Source organism: Acidovorax sp. SRB_14, from assembly GCF_012932145.1.
GTDB lineage: Bacteria > Pseudomonadota > Gammaproteobacteria > Burkholderiales > Burkholderiaceae_C > Simplicispira.
This window is the reverse complement of the sequence record NZ_MWOK01000016.1, coordinates 38,251-55,743: the sequence shown is the minus strand read 5'-3', so window position 1 is coordinate 55,743 and position 17,493 is coordinate 38,251. Positions and strand designations below refer to the sequence as shown.

Sequence of the window (17,493 nt, the reverse complement as noted above, 5' to 3'; positions counted from 1 at the left end):
TGAAGGTCCAGACCAGGACCAGCAGAGCCAGTGACAGACCGGCGCTGCCAGTGACGAGAATGCGCCCGGAATGGCGGCTCAGGAACGCGAGCCATGCTCGGGGGAGAGGGGGTTGCACAACGGCCGCGCACCAAGGATGCAAAGTGGTGGAGTTTGCTACCGAAATATGTCAACCAGTTGACAGGCGTTTCCTGCGCTGCAGGGGAGCAGGGCCGCGCCGGGCGCGCGCTGGTTCGATCCCGCTGGGGTGATGCACTAGAGGGCCAGCCAGCGCCGGCTGGCAAAGCTCAGCGCATCCACCAGCGCCACCAGCAGCAGCATGGCGACCAGCACGCTGCTGGTCTCGCCCATCTGGAACAGCCCCAGGTGGAACGCCAGCATCTGCCCCAGCCCGCCGGCCCCCACCACGCCGAGCACGGCGGCGGCGCGGATGTTGTTCTCCCAGCGGTACAGCGTGTAGCTCAGCAGCTGCGGCAGCACCTGGGGCAGCGTGGCATACAGGAACACGCGGCTGCTGCCCACGCCGCGCACGCGCAGGGCGAAGCCGGGGCCGGGCGGGGCGTTCTCGATCGCTTCGGCGAACAGGCGGCCGAGCACGCCCGAGGTGTGCAGCGCCAATGCCAGCGTGCCGGCAAACGGCCCCAGCCCGGCCGCGATCAGCAGCAGGGTGGCCCACACCAGTTCGGGAATGCTGCGCAAGGCGTTGAGCACCAGCCGCGCCGGGCCACGCCAGCGCGCCGGGTCGCCCTCGAACGCCTTGCTGGCGGGCAGCGCCAGCGCCAGGCCGAGCAGCACCGCGAGCACCGTGCCCAGCGCCGACATGGCCAGCGTCTCCAGCGTCGCCCACAGCAGCTTGTGCAGGAACACCGGGCTGGTGTCGGGCCGCAGCAGCTCCGCCAGAAACCGCGCCATCTTGGCGAGCGCCTGTGCGGATGCGAACTGCGCCCACTGCAGGTCCAGCGACCAGAAGCTCAGGCCCACCAGCGCCAGTGCGCCGGCGGCCATGCACCAGCAGGCCAGGCAGCGCTGGGTGGGTGGCCGGGGTGGCGGCGGGTGGCGCGTCGTCATGCCAGCCTGTGCCGCAACCAGGCACTGGTGCGGTCCGCCAGCCAGACCAGCGCCATGAACACCAGCAGCATGGTGGCCACCTCGGCCCCCTCGAACATCTTCATCGAGGCGTCCATCTGCTGGCCCAGGCCGCCCGCGCCGACGAAGCCCAGCACCGCCGACGAGCGGATCGCGCACTCCCAGCGGTAGACGGTGTAGCTGGTGAGTTCGGCGGCGTTCTGCGGCAGCAGCGCATAGAAAAAGGCCTGCAGCCGGCCGGACCCATTGCGCAGCAGGGTGGCGGCGGCATGGGGCTCGGCGCTGTCCAGAATCTCGGCATAGACCTTGCCCAGCATCCCGGCATAGGTCAGCGCAATGGCCAGCACGCCAGCCGTCGGGCCCAGCCCCACCACGCGCACGAACACCAGCGCCCAGACCAGTTCGGGCACGCTGCGCAGCACCACCAGCAGCCAGCGCACCAGCAGCCGCACCAGCGCCGGCACGGCGGCCATCGGGCCGCTCAGCGCCGAGACCGACAGCGCCCGCACCGACAGCAGCGCCAGCGGCACGGCCAGGGCCAGCGCCAGCGCCAGGCCTGCCGTGGCGATGGCCACGGTGCGCCAGGTCTCGCGCGCCACCAGGGCGAGAAACTCCGCGTCCGAGCGGGGCGGCACGAAGTCCGCCAGAAATCGCAGCGAGGGTTTCAGTGCGTCCGGGGCCAGCAGCTGCCAGGGTTTGAATTCGGTGAGCACCAGCATCGGCCACAGCACCACCAGCGCCACCACGGCACCGGCCAGGCGGGCGCGCCAGGCCGGGTCGCGCCGCGCGGACGGCAGGCTTTCGCCGGGGGGCACGCCCAGGAACGACACCATGGCCCGTTGCGCTAGCGGCACTGCATGGGCACGGGCGCGGCGGCCATGGGCCCGTCCGGTGCGGGCGGCGTGGTGTCCGCCAGCTCGTCCAGGTGCTGCGCGTACAGCTGGTGCAGGTGGTCTGGCGTGACCTGCGCCGCAGGCAGGTCGAAGGCCAGCGTGCCGCCGCGCAGCCCGATGACGCGCGGGAAATGGTGCAGCGCCATGTCCACGTGGTGCAGCGTGGCCACCAGCGTGGCACCGCGCTCGCGGGCCGCCTGCGTGAGCGAGGCCAGGGCCTGCTGCGCGCGTGCCGGGTCCAGCGCGGACAGGGGTTCGTCGACCAGGAACAGGCTGGCCTGCGTGGCCAGCGCCCGGGCCAGGCCGACGCGCTGGCGCTCACCGCCCGAGAGCCGGTCCACGCGGTCGAACAGTTTGTCCGCCACGTCGAAATGGGCCAGCGCGTGCTCGGCCAGCGCGGTGCCCGTCGGGTGCACCAGGCTGCGCACACTGGCCCATAGGCTCTCGTGCGGCAGGCGCCCCGCCAGCACCGCGGTGACCACGCGCTGCCGGGGCGGCAGCGGCGGCACCTGCGGGGCCAGAAATAGCCGGCCGCGCAAGCGCTGCAGCGCGCGGCGCGACAGCGCCCAGGGGTCGCTGCCATCGAAGTGCACGCTGCCCTCGGCCGGCCGCTGCGCGCAGGCCAGCAGGTGCAGCAGCGTGGTCTTGCCCGCGCCCGACGGCCCGATGACGGCCATCTGTTCGCCCTGGGCCACCGCCAGGTCCAGGCCCTGCAGCGCGGCCGGTGCGCCGGCGCGCGCCGCGGGGTGGCGCACGGTGGCGTTGTGCAGCCGCAGGTTCATGGCCAAATCAGGCTGCAGCCCTTGCGGGGGCAGCGCAGCCAGCTATTAAAAATAGAGCGCACGCGCAGGCGGCCCTTACTTGATCAGGCCCGCGCTGCGCGCTGCCGTCTCGATGCCCTTGTAGTTGCTGGCCTGGGTGGGAATGAAGCGCGTGGCGCGCTGCAGGTCCAGAATTTCCTTGCCTTCAGGGGTGTTGCGGTTCAGGTCGAGGAACGCCTTGGTGAGTTGTTCGCGCTGGGCCATCGGCATGTCGCTGTGCACGGTCCAGTTGTAGTCGAAGTAGGCCGGGGTGGTGAAGATGACCTTGACCTTGCCGGTGTCCACCTTCTTGTCGGCCACGAACTTCTCCCACACCGAAATGTTGAGCGCCCCCGCGTCCACCTTGCCCGAGGCCACGGCGGCGATGGTGGCGTCGTGCGCGCCGGAATAGGCCACGCGCCGGAAGTCCTTGTCGGGGTCGATCTGCGCCTGCAGCAGGTAGCTGCGCGGCATCAGGTGGCCCGAGGTGCTGGACTGCGAGCCAAAGCTCACAGTCTTGCCCTTGAGGTCGGCGAGCGAACGGATGGCCGGGTCGCCGCTGATGAAGACGGAGCGGAATTTCTCGTCTTCCTCGCGCTGCACCAGTGGCACGGCCTTGCCGCCCGAGCGGATGCTGGCCTGCACGAAGGTGAAGCCGCCGTACCAGGCCATGTCCACCTGTTTGTGGGCCAGCGCCTCCACGGCGGCGGCATAGTCCGAGACCGGCGTGAACTCCACCTTCATGCCCAGCCGCTGCTCCAGGTACTTCACCAGCGGCGCGGCCTTGCGCGCCAGCTCGGTGGGCGATTCGTCGGGGATCGCGGTGATCTTGAAGACCGTCTGGGCTTGCGCGAGGCTGCCCAGGGCCAGAACGGCGCTGGCCAGCAGCGCCTTCAGCGTGCGGATCGAAGGGAAAGAACGGGTCATGGGGGTTTCCAGAAAGTGGGGCGATGGCGGAGACGGAAGGTCCGTGCGCGCGCAGGTGCCGAACGGGCGATTGTCGCGGCCCGGCGCGCGGCCGGCCGCCACTGCCGCGGATGCCCCGACAGGGGTCAGGCACAAATCGGCTTCAGACCGGCGTCACGGCTTCTCGGCTTCGCGCTTGAGCGCCTCGTTCATGGCCACGAAACCTTGCTGGGTGGCGCCGTCCAGCGAGCGCCGAAACAGCGGCACGAGCACGCCCGAGAAAAGTTCGCCGTGGTGGAACACGGTCCCGCCCGCAGGGCCGGCTTCGAGCTTGAAGTAGTGCTCGCCGTCGAACAGGCCGGCGACGAGAAGCTTGCCCTTCCAGCGCAGTTCCCGGCCCTCGTGCACGGCCAGCACCGTTGGCTGGAAACGCATGCCCCGGCTGCCCGGCGGTTGGATGGCGACTTGGAGCGTCTGGCCCACCGCAAGCGGGCCTTCGATGGACCGGACAAACGGGTTCCACCGCGCGTGCGCGGGCAGGTCGACGAGCAGCGACCAGACCCGCTCAATCGGGGCGGAAATCTGGATCTGCGTGTGCAGGTGGTGCATGTTGGGCGCCTAACGGACAAGCTCAGGGACAAGGGACACCGCCCGCAGGCGGCTCGGCGGTGATTATTGCGGAGGCAGCGTACATACATGCCTGCGCAAGCGCTGGCAGGCCACCAAAAAACAAAGCCCTGGCGGGCACGCCCGCCAGGGCTTGGTGATGTGCGCGCCCTGCCGCCGCAGGGCGCCGGGCTCACAGGGCCGAGATGTTCTTGTCCTTGGCGATCTTGCTCCAGCGGTCGTAGTCGGACAGCAGGCGCTTGCGCATGGTCTCGCCGGTCTGGTAGTTGGCCACGGCGCCGGCGCCGATCATCTTCTGCTGCAGTTCGGGGTCGGCCATGATCACTTTCAGTTCCTTGTTCAGGCGGTCGACCACGGCGCGCGGCGTGCCCAGCGGCGCGATCAGGCCGCCCCAGGTGTCGGCGTCAAAGCCGGCAAAGCCCTGTTCGGCGACCGACTTGACGCCCGGCAGCAGCAGTTTGGCCTGGTTGGAGCTGACCGCGATGGCGCGCAGCTTGCCCGCCTGGATGTGCGGCAGCGCCGCGACCACGTCGGCAAACATCACCGGAATCTGGCCGCCGATCAGGTCGGTCACGGCCGGGGCGCTGCCGCGGTAGGGGATGTGCTGCATGTCGAAGCCGCCCAGGTCCTTGAGCTGCTCCATCGACAGGTGGCCGAAGCTGCCGGTGCCCGAGCTGGTGTAGTTCAGCGGCGTCTTCGATGCCTTGGCGTGGGCGATCAGCTGCGGCAGGGTGGTCACGTTCGGCAGCACGCGCGGGTTGATCACGACGGCCATCGGCAGGTCGTAGACCGTGGCCACGGGCAGGAAGTCCTTGCGCACGTCGTAGGCGTTGTTGTTGAACAGCAGCGGCGCCAGTAGCGCCGGCATGCCGAACATGGACAGCGTGTAGCCATCGGCCGGGGACTTGATGAAGGCCGCCGTGCCGATCGAGCCCGAGGCGCCCGGGCGGTTTTCCACGATCACCGACTGGCCCAGGCGCTCGCCGAGCTTCTGCGCCACGATGCGCGCGGCCGTGTCGGTGGGGCCGCCGGGCGGGAAAGCAACGACGATCTTCACCAGCTTGTCGGGCCAGGCAGAGGCCACGGCGGTGCCCGTGAAGGCGGTCAGGGCGCCGGCGGCTGCAGCGGCCAGCAGGTGGCGGCGGTGGAGGGAAGCGTGGGGCTTGGACATGTTTGTCTCCGGGTCAAAAAGGGGTTCAGATGATGTTTTGTGCGCGCAGTGCGGCAATGGCGTCGGGGGCGAGGCCCAGTTGCTCGCTCAGCACGGCGTCGGTGTGTTCGCCCAGGTGGGGCGGCGGCATGCGCACGGCCAGGCGTTCGCCGTCCATCGCGTAGGGCGGAGCGAGCACGGCCTGTGCGCCGGCTTCGCTGTCTTCAAAGCGGTGCAGCAGTCCGGCGGACTCGGTGCGCTCGGACTGCAGCGCATCGAGCAGCCCCAGCACCTCGCCGCAGGGGATCTGCGCGGCCGTCAGCTGCGCGAGCAGCTGGGCGCGCGGCAGCCCGCGCAGCGCCTCGTGGATCAGTGGCATGAGGATGTGGCGGTGGGCCGAGCGCGCGGTGTTGGTGGCAAAGCGCTCGTCGCTGGCCCATTCGGGTCGCCCGATGACCTTTGTGCAAAAGCGCTGGAACTGGCCGTTGTTGCCCACGGTGATCACCAGCGGGCCGTCGGCCGCCTCGAACACGCCGTAGGGCACGATGGAGGGGTGGGCGTTGCCGAACTTCGGCGGGTCGCCCGCACGGAGCAGCGCTTCCATGCCGTAGTAGCTGGTGATCATCAGCCCGCAGTCGTACAGCGCCATCTGCACATGGCGGCCTAGGCCGGTGCGGTGGCGCTCGTACAGCGCCGCCAGGATGGCCTGGGCGGCATACATGCCGGTGAACATGTCCACGGCGGCCACGCCAAACTTGAGCGGGCCCTGGCCTTCTTCGCCGTTCATCGCCATCAGGCCCGATTCGCCCTGCACCACCAGGTCGTAGCCGGGGCGCGTGGCCTCCGGCCCCGAGCGCGCATAGCCCGAGATCGAGCAGTAGACCAAGCGCGGGTTCAAAGCGCTCAGCTGCTCGTAGCCCAGGCCCAGCTTTTCGGCGCCGCCGACCTTGAAGTTCTGCACCACCACGTCGCTCTGCGCGGCCAGCTGCAGCGCGATTTCCTGCCCCTCGGGCGACTGCAGGTCCAGGCTGATCGAGCGCTTGTTGCGGTTGGCGCTGTTGAAGTACGAGGTGTTGCGGCTGCCCACGCGCACGCCCCAGTCGCGCGTGTCATCGCCGCGGCTCGGGTGCTCGACCTTGATCACATCGGCGCCGAGGTCGGCCAGCGACATGGCGCACATGGGACCGGCCAGCACGCGCGACAGGTCGAGAACACGCAGACCAGCCAGCGGCTGGATGGGAGAAGTAACGCTCATGCAAAAGGGCCTCGTCCAACAAAGCAACACGAGGCCCACAGACCCCTGGAAACGGCGGATTGCGCAGGGGCAGTTCACCAGCGCGCATTTTTCATGTGTTTAATAAATTTTGCAATCGTGATAAAAGTTGGACATTGTGTATCTGGAAATTTGACAATGAATTTGACCGCGCTGTCCCTGCTCGTGGACATCATCGAAGCCGGCAACCTCAGCAAGGCCGCGCTGCGCCTGGGCATGAGCCGGGCCAACGTGAGCCACCGGCTCAACCAGTTCGAGCGCGAACTGGGCCAGCAGCTGCTGCGGCGCACCACGCGCCAGATCGAGCCCACCGAGCTGGGCTGGAAGCTCTATGAACACGGCCGCACGATCCGCCGCGAGCTGCTGGCCGCCACCGAGTCGGTGGGCAGCCTGGGCCAAAGCCTGCAGGGCACGGTGCGCCTGTCCGTGCCCAGCGGCTATGGCCAGCTGGCGATGTCATCGTGGCTCACCGAGTTCATGCAGCTGCACCCGGGCGTCACGCTGGAGGTGGTCTTCGACAACGACATCGATGACCTGCTCGCCGGCGCGGTCGATTTCGCGATGCGCGTGATGGCCGAGCCGCCGGCCCACCTGGTCGCGCGCAATATGGGGCCGGTGCACTACGTGGCCTGCGCGGCGCCGGCGCTGGTGCAGGCGCATGGCCTGCCGCGCAGCCTGGCGGACCTGCACCAGGTGCCGCTCATCACCTCGAACCTCACGGGCCAGAAGCTGCGCCTCGCCGGCTACCACGGGGGCAGCGGCGCCGAACTGCGCATCCAGCCGCGGCTGGTGTCGGCCAATTTCTACTTTCTGCGCGACGCGATCCTGCAGGGCCTGGGCGTGGGCGTCGTGCCCGACTACATGGTGCGCGAGCCGCTGCAGCGCGGCGACCTGGTGCGCCTGCCGTTCGAGCCGGGCAGCTTGGCCTTCCTGTCGACGAGCAAGTACCTGCTGTACATGCCCACGCGCTACCAGACCAAGGCCATCGCCACGCTGATCGATTTTCTGCTGCACAAGGCCGCGCAGCAGGACGCGGCATGAAGCTCTCCTGCGGCTGCGCCGGGCCGGCGCTCAGAGCGCGAAGATCTTGCCGGGGTTCAGGATGTTCTGCGGGTCCAGTGCCTGCTTGATGGCGCGCATCATGGCCACGGCGCCGGCACCGGCCTCATCGACCAGGAAGCCCATCTTGTGGATGCCCACGCCGTGCTCGCCCGTGCAGGTGCCACCCAGGGCCAGCGCGCGCGCCACCAGCTTGTCGTTCAGGGCCTCGGCCGCCACGCGTTCTGCGGGGATGTTCGGGTCGAGCAGATAGCCGAAGTGGAAGTTGCCGTCGCCCACATGGCCGACGAGGAAGTAGGGAATGCCGCTGGCGTCGGCCTCGGCCACCGAGTCGAGCAGGCAGTCGGCCAGGCGGCTGATGGGCACGCAGGTGTCGGTGCTGATCGCGCGGCAGCCGGGGCGGCTTTGCACAGCGGCGAAGTAGGCGTTGTGCCGCGCGGCCCACAGGCGCGTGCGCTCCTCGGGCGTGCTGGCCCATTCGAAGGCGTTGCCGCCGAATTCGCTGGCGATCTCCTGCACGGTTTCGGCCTGCTCCTGCACGCTGGCCGGCGAGCCGTGAAATTCCATCAGCAGCATCGGTTCCTCGCGCAGGTTCAGTTTGCTGTGCTGGTTGACCATGCGCACCGAGTTGGCGTCGATCAGTTCGACGCGCGCGATCGGCACGCCGAGCTGGATGGTCTGGATGGTCGTGCGCACCGCGGCCTCGATGCTGGGGAACGAGCACACTGCGGCCGACACCGCCTCGGGCAGCGGGTATAGCCGCACCGTCACTTCGGTGATCACGCCGAGCGTGCCCTCGCTGCCGACGATCAGGCGCGTGAGGTCGTAGCCGGCGGCGCTTTTCTTGGCGCGCGTGCCGGTGCGGATCACCTCGCCGCTGGCGGTGACGACTTCCAGCGCCAGCACGTTCTCGCGCATGGTGCCGTAGCGCACGGCGTTGGTGCCGCTGGCGCGCGTCGCGGCCATGCCGCCGAGGCTGGCGTCGGCGCCGGGGTCGATCGGAAAGAACAGGCCCGTGTCCTTGATGGCCTCGTTCAAGGCCTTGCGCGTGATGCCGGGCTGCACCGTGACGGTGAGGTCGTCGGCGTCGATGGACAGCACCTGGTCCATGCGCGAGACATCGAGGCTGATGCCGCCCTGCACGGCCAGCAGGTGGCCTTCGAGCGAGGAGCCGGCGCCGTACGGAATGACGGGCACCGCGTACTCGCCGGCCAGGCGCACGGCGTCCTGCACGTCCTGCGTGCTTTGCGCAAACACCACGGCCTCGGGCGGCGGCGCCACCAGCGAGCCTTCGTCGCGCCCGTGCTGTTCGCGCACCGCCAGCGCGGTCGAGCACTGGGCGCCAAAGCGCGCGGCGAGGGCATCGAGCAGCGCCTGCGGCACGGCGCGCGGTAGGGTGGGGGACAGCAACTGGGTGGGGGTGGGGGCGTTCATGGGGGTTCTCCGGCAGGGGGCAAAAGAATACCACCGGCCCCCAAAGCAAAAAGGCCCTGGCGGCGATGCCCGCCAGAGCCCAGGGACAACCCGCTGCTCACGCGAGCAGCGGTGCGCGCGGCCTGCCGGTCAGGGCTGCGCGCCTTTCTCGAATTCTGCGCGCGAGAGGAAACCGTCCTTGTCGGCGTCGAGCTGCTGAAAGCGGTTGCCGATCGCGGGCAGGGCGGCCGCTTCCGTGGCGCTGAGCTTGCCGTCGTGGTTGGTGTCGGCACGGACAAACGCGGTCTCGGTCGCGGAGTGGGCGCTGCCGCTGCCGCTGCGGGGGGAGTGCGTGGCGGTCTGCACGGTGGCGGCGGGGCCCGACGCGTTGGGGGAGCTGGCGCCCGGCGCCGTCTGCGCCCTCACGGCGGCGGCGCCGCCCAGGGCCAGGGCCGCGAACAGCAGCACGCTGCGGGCGTCAAAAGGGGCGGTGCGTTGTTTCGTCAAATGCATGGACCAGATGCTCCATCAAAGTTGAACAGGCGCCCATTGCACCGCAGCGTGCGGGCCCGGGCCAGCACTTTTGCCGGCTGTTTCCCCGGCCAACATTTGCGCGCCCGGTGTAACCCACAATCCCGTATTCCATTTTTCAAGGAGCACCCATGGGCAAGCGACTCACCCAGATCGCCACGCGCACCGGCGACGACGGCACCACGGGCCTGGGCGACAACACGCGCGTCTCCAAGCACAGCCCGCGGCCCCACGCCATGGGCGATGTGGACGAGCTCAACTCGCACATCGGCCTGCTGCTGTGCGAGCCGCTGCCTGCCGACGTGCGCGCGCTGCTGGTCGAGGTGCAGCACCAGCTGTTCAACCTGGGCGGCGAGCTGTCGATTCCGGGCTTCGAGCTGCTCAAGGAAGAGGCCGTGCTGCAGCTCGACCAGGCGCTGGCGATGCACAACGCACAGCTGCCGCGCCTGCAGGAATTCATCCTGCCGGCCGGCACGCGCGCGGCCGCGCAGGCCCACGTGTGCCGCACCGTGGCGCGCCGCGCCGAGCGCGCCGTGGTGGCGCTGGGCGCGCAGGAGGCCATGCGCGAAGCGCCGCGCCACTACCTCAACCGGCTGTCGGACCTGCTGTTCGTGCTCGCGCGCGTGCTCAACCGCATGGACGGCGGCGACGACGTGTACTGGAAGAGTGAGCGCTTGGCGCGCAGCGCGGCAGACGACGCCGAGTGAGTGGCGCGGGCGCATCAGTGCTCCGAAAATAATAGCTTCCAACGCTTGCCAGTCAAGCGCTGGAGGTCAAAATCACCTGAAATTCAGCGCGGCGCCAGGATCGCCATGGTGATGCGCGAGACACAGGTCAGCTCTCCCGCGTCGTTGGCCATGTCGATCTGCCAGACCTGCGTGGTGCGGCCGATGTGCACGGCGCGCGCCGTGCCCGTGACCCAACCGCTGGTGGCGGCGCGCAGGTGGTTGGCGTTGATGTCCAGGCCCACGCCGCGGTGGCCCTCGGGGCTGGCGTAGAACGCGCCGATGGAGCCGAGCGTCTCGGCCAGCACCACGCTCACGCCGCCGTGCAACAGGCCAAAGGGCTGGCGCGTGCGTTCATCGACGGGCACGCGGCCGCGCAGGAAGTCGTCGCCGATCTCGGTGAATTCAATGCCCAGGTGGCTGACGGCGGTGTTCGCGCTGGTCTCCGTGCACAGCGCAAGGGTGATGGGTTTTTTCCAGATGGCGGACATGGGTGGGCGTTCCTCAAGTGCGGTGACGGGCGGCCGGGGCCGGCCCGAAGCAGACCGCCATTATCGGAAGTGCGCGCGCGCTGTACGTCGCCGCCGTGACGGCCGCGCACGCACGGCCAGGCCAGGCGCCGCATTCAGGCGCGCATGCTGCCGGTTTCCACATAGCGCTGGTGCCAGCCGAGCGCTTCGCTCAGCAGGTGCGGCGTGTGCTGGCCGGTGGCGCCCCGGCGCGCGCGCTCGACGTAGTCGCGCAGCTGCGGGCGGTAGTCGGGGTGGGCGCAGCGCTCGATGATGCGCTGCGCGCGCTGCGTCGGCGAGAGGCCGCGCAGGTCGGCCAGGCCCTGCTCGGTCACGAGGATCTGCACGTCGTGCTCGGTGTGGTCGACGTGCGAGGCCATGGGCACGATGCACGAGATGGCTCCGTCCTTGGCGAGTGAGGGCGTCATGAAGATCGACAGGTAGGCGTTGCGCGCGAAGTCGCCCGAGCCGCCGATGCCGTTCATGATGGACGAGCCCATCACATGCGTGGAGTTGACGTTGCCGTAGATGTCGGCCTCGATCATCGCGTTCATCGCGATCAGGCCCATGCGCCGGATCAGCTCGGGGTGGTTGCTGATCTCCTGCGGGCGCAGCACGATGCGCTCGCGGTAGAAATCGAGATGGCGCACGAAGTCGTCCATCGCGGCGGGGCTCAGCGACAGTGCGGTGGCCGAGGCCGAGGCCAGCTTGCCGCTGCGCAGCATGTCGAGCATGCCGTCCTGCAGCACCTCGGTGAACGCGGTGAGGTGCTGGAACGGCCCTTCGTTCAAGCCCGCCAGCACGGCGTTGGCGATGTTGCCCACGCCCGACTGCAGCGGCAGCAGCTCGCGCGGCAGGCGGCCGAGCTTCACCTCGCCCTGCAGGAATTCGATGATGTGGCCGGCGATGCGCTGCGAGTTCTCGTCGGGCGCGGCGAAGACCGAGTTGCGGTCGGGCTGGTCGGTCACCACCACGGCGATGACCTTGTCGGGGTCGCAGTGCAGGTAGGGCTCGCCGATGCGGTCCTGGGGGCGCAGCAGCGGGATCGGCACGCGGTGCGGCGGCAGGTCGGTGCCGTAGTAGATGTCGTGCATGCCCTCCAGGCCCGCCGGGGTGCCCTGGTTGACCTCGAGGATGACCTTGTCGGCCTGGTCGAGCCAGGTCTTGTTGTTGCCGACCGACGACGACGGGATCAGGCGCCCGTCGGGCAGCACGCCGGCCACCTCGACGACCGCCACGTCGAGCTTGCCGAGGAAGCCGAACCAGACGAACTGCGCGACGTGCGAGAGGTGCATGTCGATGTACTGCATCTCGCCGGCATTGATCTGGCGCCGGCAGGTCGGGTCGGACTGGTAGGGCAGGCGCATCCCGATGCCGTGCGCGCGCGCCAGGGCGCCGTCGAGCTCGGGCGCGGTCGAGGCGCCGGTCCACACGCCGATCTTGAACGGGTGGCCCTGCGCGTGCAGGCCTTCGATGCGCTGCGCCAGCGCGCCGGGCACGGCCTTGGGGTAGCCGGCGCCGGTGAAGCCGCTCATGCCGACATTGGCGCCGGCGGGGATCAGCGCTGCGGCCTCGTGGGCCGACATGACGCGTTCAAGAAGGGCCGGGTGACGGACCCGATCGGCCAGGGACATGGACAAAACTCCGCAACGGTGGTGGGCGCCAGCGCGCGGGGCGCGCGCCAGGCAAACCCCCAGTTTATCTGGCGCGCCCGAGCGTTTAAGGGTTAACCCGATGTTTTGCCTGCGCCATCAGCCTTTGCGGTTGAGCAGCGCGTACAGCACGATGGCGCCGAACGTGGCGGTGCCGATGCCGCCGAGCGCGAACTGGCCGAACTTGAGCGTGAAGTCGCCCGTGCCCAGGATCAGCGTGATGCCGGCGACGATCAGGTTCTTGTTGAGCGAGAAGTCCACCTTGTTGTCGACCCAGATCTTGGCGCCCGCGACCGCGATCAGACCGAACACGACGATGGAGACGCCGCCCATCACGGGCAGCGGAATCGCCTGGATCACGGCGCCGAACTTGGGCGAAAAACCCAGCAGCACTGCGATCAGCGCTGCCACCAGGAACACCGCGGTCGAATAGATCTTGGTGGCCGCCATCACGCCGATGTTCTCGGCGTAGGTGGTCACTCCGGTGCCGCCGGCGCTGCCGCTGACCATGGTGGCAATGCCGTCGCCGATGAACGCGCGGCCCATGTACTGGTCGAGGTCCCGACCCGTCATGGCCGTGACGGCCTTGATGTGGCCCAGGTTCTCCGCCACCAGCACGATCACCACCGGCACGATCAGCAGCATGGCGTTGGTGTCGAACACCGGCGCCGAGAAATTGGGCAGGCCCACCCAGGGCGCGTTCCACACGCCCGAGAGGTCCAGCGGCTTGCCCAGCCCCAGGCCGTTGGTCAGCACCGCATAGGCGATGGTCGCGACCACCAGGCCGACGAGGATCAGCAGCCGCTGCACCATGCCGCGCGTGAGCACGGCCACCAGGCCGACGCTGACGAAGGTCAGCACCTGCATCCAGCTGTCGAAGTTGCTCGCCGCCATGTTCTTGATGGGAATGGCGGCCAGGTTGAGGCCGATCACCGCGACCACCGCGCCGGTCACCACGGGCGGCATGAAGCGCTCGATCCAGCGCGTGCCGACCGCCTGCACGATGAAGCCGACCAGCGTGTACACCGCGCCGCAGGCAATGATGCCCCCCAGCGCCAGGCCGATGTTCGCGTTCGGCCCCTTGCCGGCGTACGCGGTGGCGGCAATCACCACGCCGATGAAGGCGAAGCTCGAGCCCAGGTAGCTGGGCACCTTGCCGCCGGTGATGGCAAAGAAGATCAGCGTGCCGATGCCGCTCATCAGGATGGCGAGGTTGGGGTCGAACCCCATCAGGATGGGCGCGAGCACCGTCGCGCCGAACATCGCGATGACGTGCTGCACGCCCATCGCTGCGGTCTGCGGCCAGGGCAGCCGCTCGTCTGGCCCGATCACGCCGCCCTGCTGCAGCGCGCCGGCACTCTTCTCCCTCCAGGTCATGAAGCCCATGGAACTTTCTCCGTTGTGGTTGGTGGCGCGGATGGTAAGGGGAGTTCGCCCCGGGTTCCCGGCCCGCGCGAAGAAATGCGGCGCGCCGCGCGCGCTCGAAGGCGCCCCCTTCCTACGCGGCGCGCGGCGCGGCGCCCGTAGAGTGGGTGTTCATTCACTGAAACAGCGAGGACGCAACCATGCGCGTGGACATTTACCGCCGAGCCGAAGCCGACGACAAGTTTTCCCACCTGGCGGTGCCCGAAGGCAAGCCGATTCCCTCGGAAGCCATCAATGTGGACTGGGAGAGCGAGCAGCGCGGCCTGGAACTCGACGAGAACGCTCCGCACTGGAGCGACTACGGCATCGCGCAGCCCGGCCAGCAGATCGAGAACAAAGGCTATGCGATCACCGGGCTGCACGAACAGACCGGTTGAAGCCTTGCGCCGCGCCCTGCGGGCGCCCGGCCGCTGTCGTTTGAGGGACTGCCGGGGCTGGGCAGCGCGGGCGCGCCACTGGTAGGCTGCGCCGCTATGGAGACACGCCACCCCACCCCCCCGTTCATCCCCCAGATCCGCCTGTACCAGGACTGGCTGCGCACCGCGCGCGGCCTGGAGTTTGCCGACTACGGCGCGCTGTGGCGCTGGTCCACCACCGAGCTGGGCGCATTCTGGCAAAGCATCTGGGACTATTACGCGCTGCAGTCGCCGACGCCGCACAGCGCTGCGCTGGCGCGCAACGTGATGCCGGGCGCGCAGTGGTTTCCCGGTGCGCAGCTCAATTACGCGCGCCAGGTGCTGCGCCATGTCGACGCGGCCCACGCCGCCGGCCAGCCCGCCGTCATCAGCCGCAACGAAAAGGGCGTGCACCGCGAACTCTCCTGGCCCGAACTGCGCCGCCAGGTCGCGTCGCTCGCGCTGCACCTGCAGGCCCAGGGCGTGCAGCCCGGCGACCGCGTGGCCGCCTACCTACCCAACGTGCCCGAGGCCATGGTGGCGCTGCTGGCCACGGTGAGCATTGGCGCCGTCTGGAGCATCTGCGCGCCCGACATGGGCACGCACGCCGTGCTCGACCGCTTTCGCCAGATCGCGCCCAAGGTGCTGATCGCGGTGGACGGCGTGACCTACGGCGGGCGCGACCACGACCGCCTGGGCGTGCTGGCCGAGCTGCGCGCGCAGCTGCCGAGCGTCGAGCACACGCTGCTGCTGGGCCAGCTCGATGCTTCTGTTTCGATAGCTGGCTGCGCAGAATGGGCCAGCGCTACAGCCCGAAATGATGCCCAAACCGCGGCCTTCGAACCGCTCTGGCTGTCGTTCGACCACCCGCTCTGGGTCGTCTATTCGAGCGGCACCACGGGGTTACCGAAGCCCATCGTGCACGGCCACGGTGGCATGGTGCTCGTCGCGCTGCAGCTCAAGGGCCTGCACAACGACGTCGGCTGCAGCTACGCGCCCAACAGTTTGGGCGAGCGCTACCACTGGTACAGCTCGACCGGCTGGGTGATGTGGAACGCCCAGCTCAGCGGCCTGCTCGGCGGCACCACCTGCGTGATCTTTGACGGCAACCCCGGCGGCAGCAAGGACCAGCCCGACTGGGGCCTGCTGTGGCGCTTTGCTGCCGAGACCGGCGTGACCTGCTTCGGCGCTGGCGCGGCTTTCTATGCCCACTGCATGAAGGCCGGGTTGAACCTGTCCGACTGCGGCGACCTCTCGCGCATCCGCGCACTCGGGACCACGGGATCGCCGCTGTCGCCCGAGGTGCAGCAGTGGGGCACGGCGCAGTTCGAGGCGCTGGGCACGCCGGACATCTGGTGGAACAACATCTCGGGCGGCACCGACTTCTGCGGCGCCTTCCTCGGCGGCCACCGCGAGCTGCCCCAGGTGCCGGGCGAGATGCAGTGCCGCATGCTCGGCGCCGCCGTCGAGGCCTGGAACGACCAAGGCCAGCCCGTGATCGGCGAGGTCGGCGAACTGGTCTGCACGCAGCCGATCCCGTCGATGCCCTTGTACCTGTGGGGCGACACGGACGGTTCGCGCTATCTGTCGAGCTACTTCGACATGTACCCGAGCGGCCATGGCCGCCGGCCCGGCGGCGGCGACGGCCCGCCCGAGATGGGCGCGGTCTGGCGCCACGGCGACTGGCTCAAGATCGGCGCCCACGGCGGCTGCACGATCTACGGCCGCTCGGATGCCACCATCAACCGCCACGGCCTGCGCATGGGCACGAGCGAGATCTACAGTGCGGTCGAGGCCCTGCCCGAGGTGCTCGACAGCCTGGTGGTCGACCTCGAATACCTGGGCCGCGAGAGCTACATGCCGCTGTTCGTGGTGCTGCGCCCGGGCGCCGCGCTCGACGCCGCGCTGCGCGCGCGCATCGAGGGCGCGATCCGCACGGCGCTCAGCCCGCGCTTCGTGCCCGACGCCATCTTCGCCGTCGCCGAGGTGCCGCGCACGCTCAGCGGCAAGAAGCAGGAGCTGCCGATCAAGAAGCTGCTGTTGGGCCAGCCGATCGACAAGGTGGTCAACAAGGATGCCATGGCGAACCCCGGCTGCCTGGCCTGGTACGTGGCCTTTGCCGCCGAGCGCGCGGCGGCAGTCCCCGCAGCTGCCACCGCGCCCGCCCCGGGATGCTATTGAAAAAAGAGCTGCCAGCGCACACTCCGTCAGCGCTGGAGGCCATTTTTGCTTAAAAGACACGAACCCGACCGGTGCACGGCGCCGGCCCGGCAATGCCCGGCCCAGGCCTACACCGGGCGCCGGGGGCCCTCCCCATAATCGGTGGCATGCGGCGCCTGCCCGGTCCCGGGGCTGTGGCAGGCGACAGGCCCGCAGCCCGCGGCGCCGTGGCGCCCCCTTTCAGCAGGAGTTCCACCATGACGACCCCGTCCACCGCGTCCAAGCGCTTTGCCATGATCCGCGAGTTCCAACTGGCCGACTGGGTGACGCTGGGCAACGCCGTGTGCGGCACGGGCGCGCTGTTTTCCATGCTCTCGTACCTGCAGGAAGGGCGCGTTGCGCACGTCTACTACGCCTGCGCGCTGGTGCTTGCGGCGCTGGTGTTCGACGTGCTCGACGGCCGCGTGGCGCGCTGGCGCCAGCAGAGCTCGACGCTCGGGCGCGAACTCGACTCGCTGGCCGACGTCATCTCGTTTGGCGTTGCGCCCGCCGTGATCGCCTACGGCTGCGGCATGCAGGGGCTGTACGACCGCATCGTGCTGGCGTATTTCGTCGCCTGCGGCGTCTCGCGCCTGGCGCGCTTCAACGTCACGGCCGAGGCGCTGTCGGACAGCGCCGGCAAGGTCAAATACTTCGAGGGCACGCCCATTCCGACCTCCATCGTGCTCGTGGCGCTGCTGGCGCTGGCCGCCTGGCAGGGCGCGGTGGGCGATCGGCTGTGGGGCGGGGCGCTGCGCGTGGGTGGCTTCACGCTGCATCCGCTGGTGCTGCTGTTTGCGCTGTCGGGCTCGCTGATGATCAGCCGCATCCGCATCCCCAAGTTCTGATT

The 17,493-nt window shown here is 69.3% G+C and carries 17 protein-coding genes; 5 read left to right on the top strand and 12 right to left on the bottom strand.

Going from position 1 to position 17,493, the window contains the following annotated elements:
• Positions 1–255: 255 nt before the first annotated feature.
• The 7 genes from phnE to B2J86_RS12960 form a co-directional block, all read right to left on the bottom strand.
• Positions 256–1,068, bottom strand: coding sequence for a phosphonate ABC transporter, permease protein PhnE (phnE, locus tag B2J86_RS12990; protein ID WP_173025808.1), 813 nt, complete (start codon positions 1,066–1,068; stop codon positions 256–258).
• Positions 1,065–1,919: an ABC transporter permease gene (locus B2J86_RS12985; protein ID WP_173025807.1), complete on the bottom strand. Its 855-nt coding sequence runs from the start codon at positions 1,917–1,919 to the stop codon at positions 1,065–1,067. The genes phnE and B2J86_RS12985 overlap by 4 nt, the downstream gene beginning before the upstream one ends.
• An 11-nt stretch (positions 1,920–1,930) precedes the next feature.
• Positions 1,931–2,761: a phosphonate ABC transporter ATP-binding protein gene (locus B2J86_RS12980; RefSeq protein WP_169167897.1), complete on the bottom strand. Its 831-nt coding sequence runs from the start codon at positions 2,759–2,761 to the stop codon at positions 1,931–1,933.
• A gap of 75 nt (positions 2,762–2,836) precedes the next feature.
• Entirely contained in the window at positions 2,837–3,706 is an 870-nt protein-coding gene (locus B2J86_RS12975; RefSeq protein WP_173025806.1) for a putative selenate ABC transporter substrate-binding protein, read from the bottom strand.
• A 153-nt stretch (positions 3,707–3,859) separates the two neighbouring features.
• The gene (locus B2J86_RS12970) at positions 3,860–4,294 is read right to left on the bottom strand and encodes an SRPBCC domain-containing protein (protein WP_169167899.1); all 435 of its coding nucleotides are present in this window, start codon (positions 4,292–4,294) and stop codon (positions 3,860–3,862) included.
• A 190-nt stretch (positions 4,295–4,484) separates the two neighbouring features.
• The gene (locus B2J86_RS12965) at positions 4,485–5,483 is read right to left on the bottom strand and encodes a tripartite tricarboxylate transporter substrate binding protein (protein ID WP_169167900.1); all 999 of its coding nucleotides are present in this window, start codon (positions 5,481–5,483) and stop codon (positions 4,485–4,487) included.
• A 25-nt stretch (positions 5,484–5,508) separates the two neighbouring features.
• The gene (locus B2J86_RS12960) at positions 5,509–6,717 is read right to left on the bottom strand and encodes a CaiB/BaiF CoA-transferase family protein (protein ID WP_173025805.1); all 1,209 of its coding nucleotides are present in this window, start codon (positions 6,715–6,717) and stop codon (positions 5,509–5,511) included.
• Positions 6,718–6,873: 156 nt separating this feature from the next.
• Here B2J86_RS12960 and B2J86_RS12955 point away from each other — a divergent pair, with 156 nt between their 5' ends.
• Complete coding sequence (locus B2J86_RS12955; RefSeq protein WP_173025804.1) at positions 6,874–7,776, top strand: LysR family transcriptional regulator; 903 nt, start codon at positions 6,874–6,876, stop codon at positions 7,774–7,776.
• 30 nt (positions 7,777–7,806) lie between these two features.
• On the opposite strand, the gene B2J86_RS12950 is transcribed toward B2J86_RS12955, so the two are convergent.
• Together B2J86_RS12950 and B2J86_RS12945 are read right to left on the bottom strand one after the other, a co-directional pair.
• Complete coding sequence (locus B2J86_RS12950; RefSeq protein WP_173025803.1) at positions 7,807–9,228, bottom strand: FAD-binding oxidoreductase; 1,422 nt, start codon at positions 9,226–9,228, stop codon at positions 7,807–7,809.
• Between the two features lie 129 nt (positions 9,229–9,357).
• The gene (locus B2J86_RS12945) at positions 9,358–9,720 is read right to left on the bottom strand and encodes an EF-hand domain-containing protein (protein WP_173025802.1); all 363 of its coding nucleotides are present in this window, start codon (positions 9,718–9,720) and stop codon (positions 9,358–9,360) included.
• Between the two features lie 149 nt (positions 9,721–9,869).
• Here B2J86_RS12945 and B2J86_RS12940 point away from each other — a divergent pair, with 149 nt between their 5' ends.
• Complete coding sequence (locus B2J86_RS12940; protein ID WP_173025801.1) at positions 9,870–10,445, top strand: cob(I)yrinic acid a,c-diamide adenosyltransferase; 576 nt, start codon at positions 9,870–9,872, stop codon at positions 10,443–10,445.
• A gap of 83 nt (positions 10,446–10,528) precedes the next feature.
• On the opposite strand, the gene B2J86_RS12935 is transcribed toward B2J86_RS12940, so the two are convergent.
• From B2J86_RS12935 to B2J86_RS12925, 3 genes are all read right to left on the bottom strand, one after another.
• On the bottom strand, positions 10,529–10,954 hold the full coding sequence (locus B2J86_RS12935) for a hotdog fold thioesterase (RefSeq protein WP_173025800.1): 426 nt from the start codon (positions 10,952–10,954) through the stop codon (positions 10,529–10,531).
• Positions 10,955–11,088: 134 nt separating this feature from the next.
• Entirely contained in the window at positions 11,089–12,606 is a 1,518-nt protein-coding gene (locus B2J86_RS12930; protein WP_169167907.1) for an acetyl-CoA hydrolase/transferase family protein, read from the bottom strand.
• 117 nt (positions 12,607–12,723) lie between these two features.
• Positions 12,724–14,010: a solute carrier family 23 protein gene (locus B2J86_RS12925; protein ID WP_169167908.1), complete on the bottom strand. Its 1,287-nt coding sequence runs from the start codon at positions 14,008–14,010 to the stop codon at positions 12,724–12,726.
• 179 nt (positions 14,011–14,189) lie between these two features.
• Between B2J86_RS12925 and B2J86_RS12920 the strand changes: the two genes are divergently transcribed.
• From B2J86_RS12920 to pssA, 3 genes are all read left to right on the top strand, one after another.
• On the top strand, positions 14,190–14,426 hold the full coding sequence (locus B2J86_RS12920) for a DUF6139 family protein (RefSeq protein ID WP_169167909.1): 237 nt from the start codon (positions 14,190–14,192) through the stop codon (positions 14,424–14,426).
• A 96-nt stretch (positions 14,427–14,522) separates the two neighbouring features.
• Positions 14,523–16,625, top strand: a complete 2,103-nt coding sequence (locus B2J86_RS12915; protein WP_173025799.1) for an acetoacetate--CoA ligase — start codon at positions 14,523–14,525, stop codon at positions 16,623–16,625.
• 236 nt (positions 16,626–16,861) lie between these two features.
• Positions 16,862–17,491: a CDP-diacylglycerol--serine O-phosphatidyltransferase gene (gene pssA, locus B2J86_RS12910; RefSeq protein ID WP_169167911.1), complete on the top strand. Its 630-nt coding sequence runs from the start codon at positions 16,862–16,864 to the stop codon at positions 17,489–17,491.
• Positions 17,492–17,493: the final 2 nt, after the last annotated feature.

Coding starts and splice junctions, on each gene's coding strand:
- phnE (WP_173025808.1), bottom strand. CDS start 1,068: ATGACGACGCGCCACCCGCCGCCACCCCGGCCACCCACCCAGCGCTGC.
- B2J86_RS12985 (WP_173025807.1), bottom strand. CDS start 1,919: ATGGTGTCGTTCCTGGGCGTGCCCCCCGGCGAAAGCCTGCCGTCCGCG.
- B2J86_RS12980 (WP_169167897.1), bottom strand. CDS start 2,761: ATGAACCTGCGGCTGCACAACGCCACCGTGCGCCACCCCGCGGCGCGC.
- B2J86_RS12975 (WP_173025806.1), bottom strand. CDS start 3,706: ATGACCCGTTCTTTCCCTTCGATCCGCACGCTGAAGGCGCTGCTGGCC.
- B2J86_RS12970 (WP_169167899.1), bottom strand. CDS start 4,294: ATGCACCACCTGCACACGCAGATCCAGATTTCCGCCCCGATTGAGCGG.
- B2J86_RS12965 (WP_169167900.1), bottom strand. CDS start 5,483: ATGTCCAAGCCCCACGCTTCCCTCCACCGCCGCCACCTGCTGGCCGCT.
- B2J86_RS12960 (WP_173025805.1), bottom strand. CDS start 6,717: ATGAGCGTTACTTCTCCCATCCAGCCGCTGGCTGGTCTGCGTGTTCTC.
- B2J86_RS12955 (WP_173025804.1), top strand. CDS start 6,874: ATGAATTTGACCGCGCTGTCCCTGCTCGTGGACATCATCGAAGCCGGC.
- B2J86_RS12950 (WP_173025803.1), bottom strand. CDS start 9,228: ATGAACGCCCCCACCCCCACCCAGTTGCTGTCCCCCACCCTACCGCGC.
- B2J86_RS12945 (WP_173025802.1), bottom strand. CDS start 9,720: ATGCATTTGACGAAACAACGCACCGCCCCTTTTGACGCCCGCAGCGTG.
- B2J86_RS12940 (WP_173025801.1), top strand. CDS start 9,870: ATGGGCAAGCGACTCACCCAGATCGCCACGCGCACCGGCGACGACGGC.
- B2J86_RS12935 (WP_173025800.1), bottom strand. CDS start 10,954: ATGTCCGCCATCTGGAAAAAACCCATCACCCTTGCGCTGTGCACGGAG.
- B2J86_RS12930 (WP_169167907.1), bottom strand. CDS start 12,606: ATGTCCCTGGCCGATCGGGTCCGTCACCCGGCCCTTCTTGAACGCGTC.
- B2J86_RS12925 (WP_169167908.1), bottom strand. CDS start 14,010: ATGGGCTTCATGACCTGGAGGGAGAAGAGTGCCGGCGCGCTGCAGCAG.
- B2J86_RS12920 (WP_169167909.1), top strand. CDS start 14,190: ATGCGCGTGGACATTTACCGCCGAGCCGAAGCCGACGACAAGTTTTCC.
- B2J86_RS12915 (WP_173025799.1), top strand. CDS start 14,523: ATGGAGACACGCCACCCCACCCCCCCGTTCATCCCCCAGATCCGCCTG.
- pssA (WP_169167911.1), top strand. CDS start 16,862: ATGACGACCCCGTCCACCGCGTCCAAGCGCTTTGCCATGATCCGCGAG.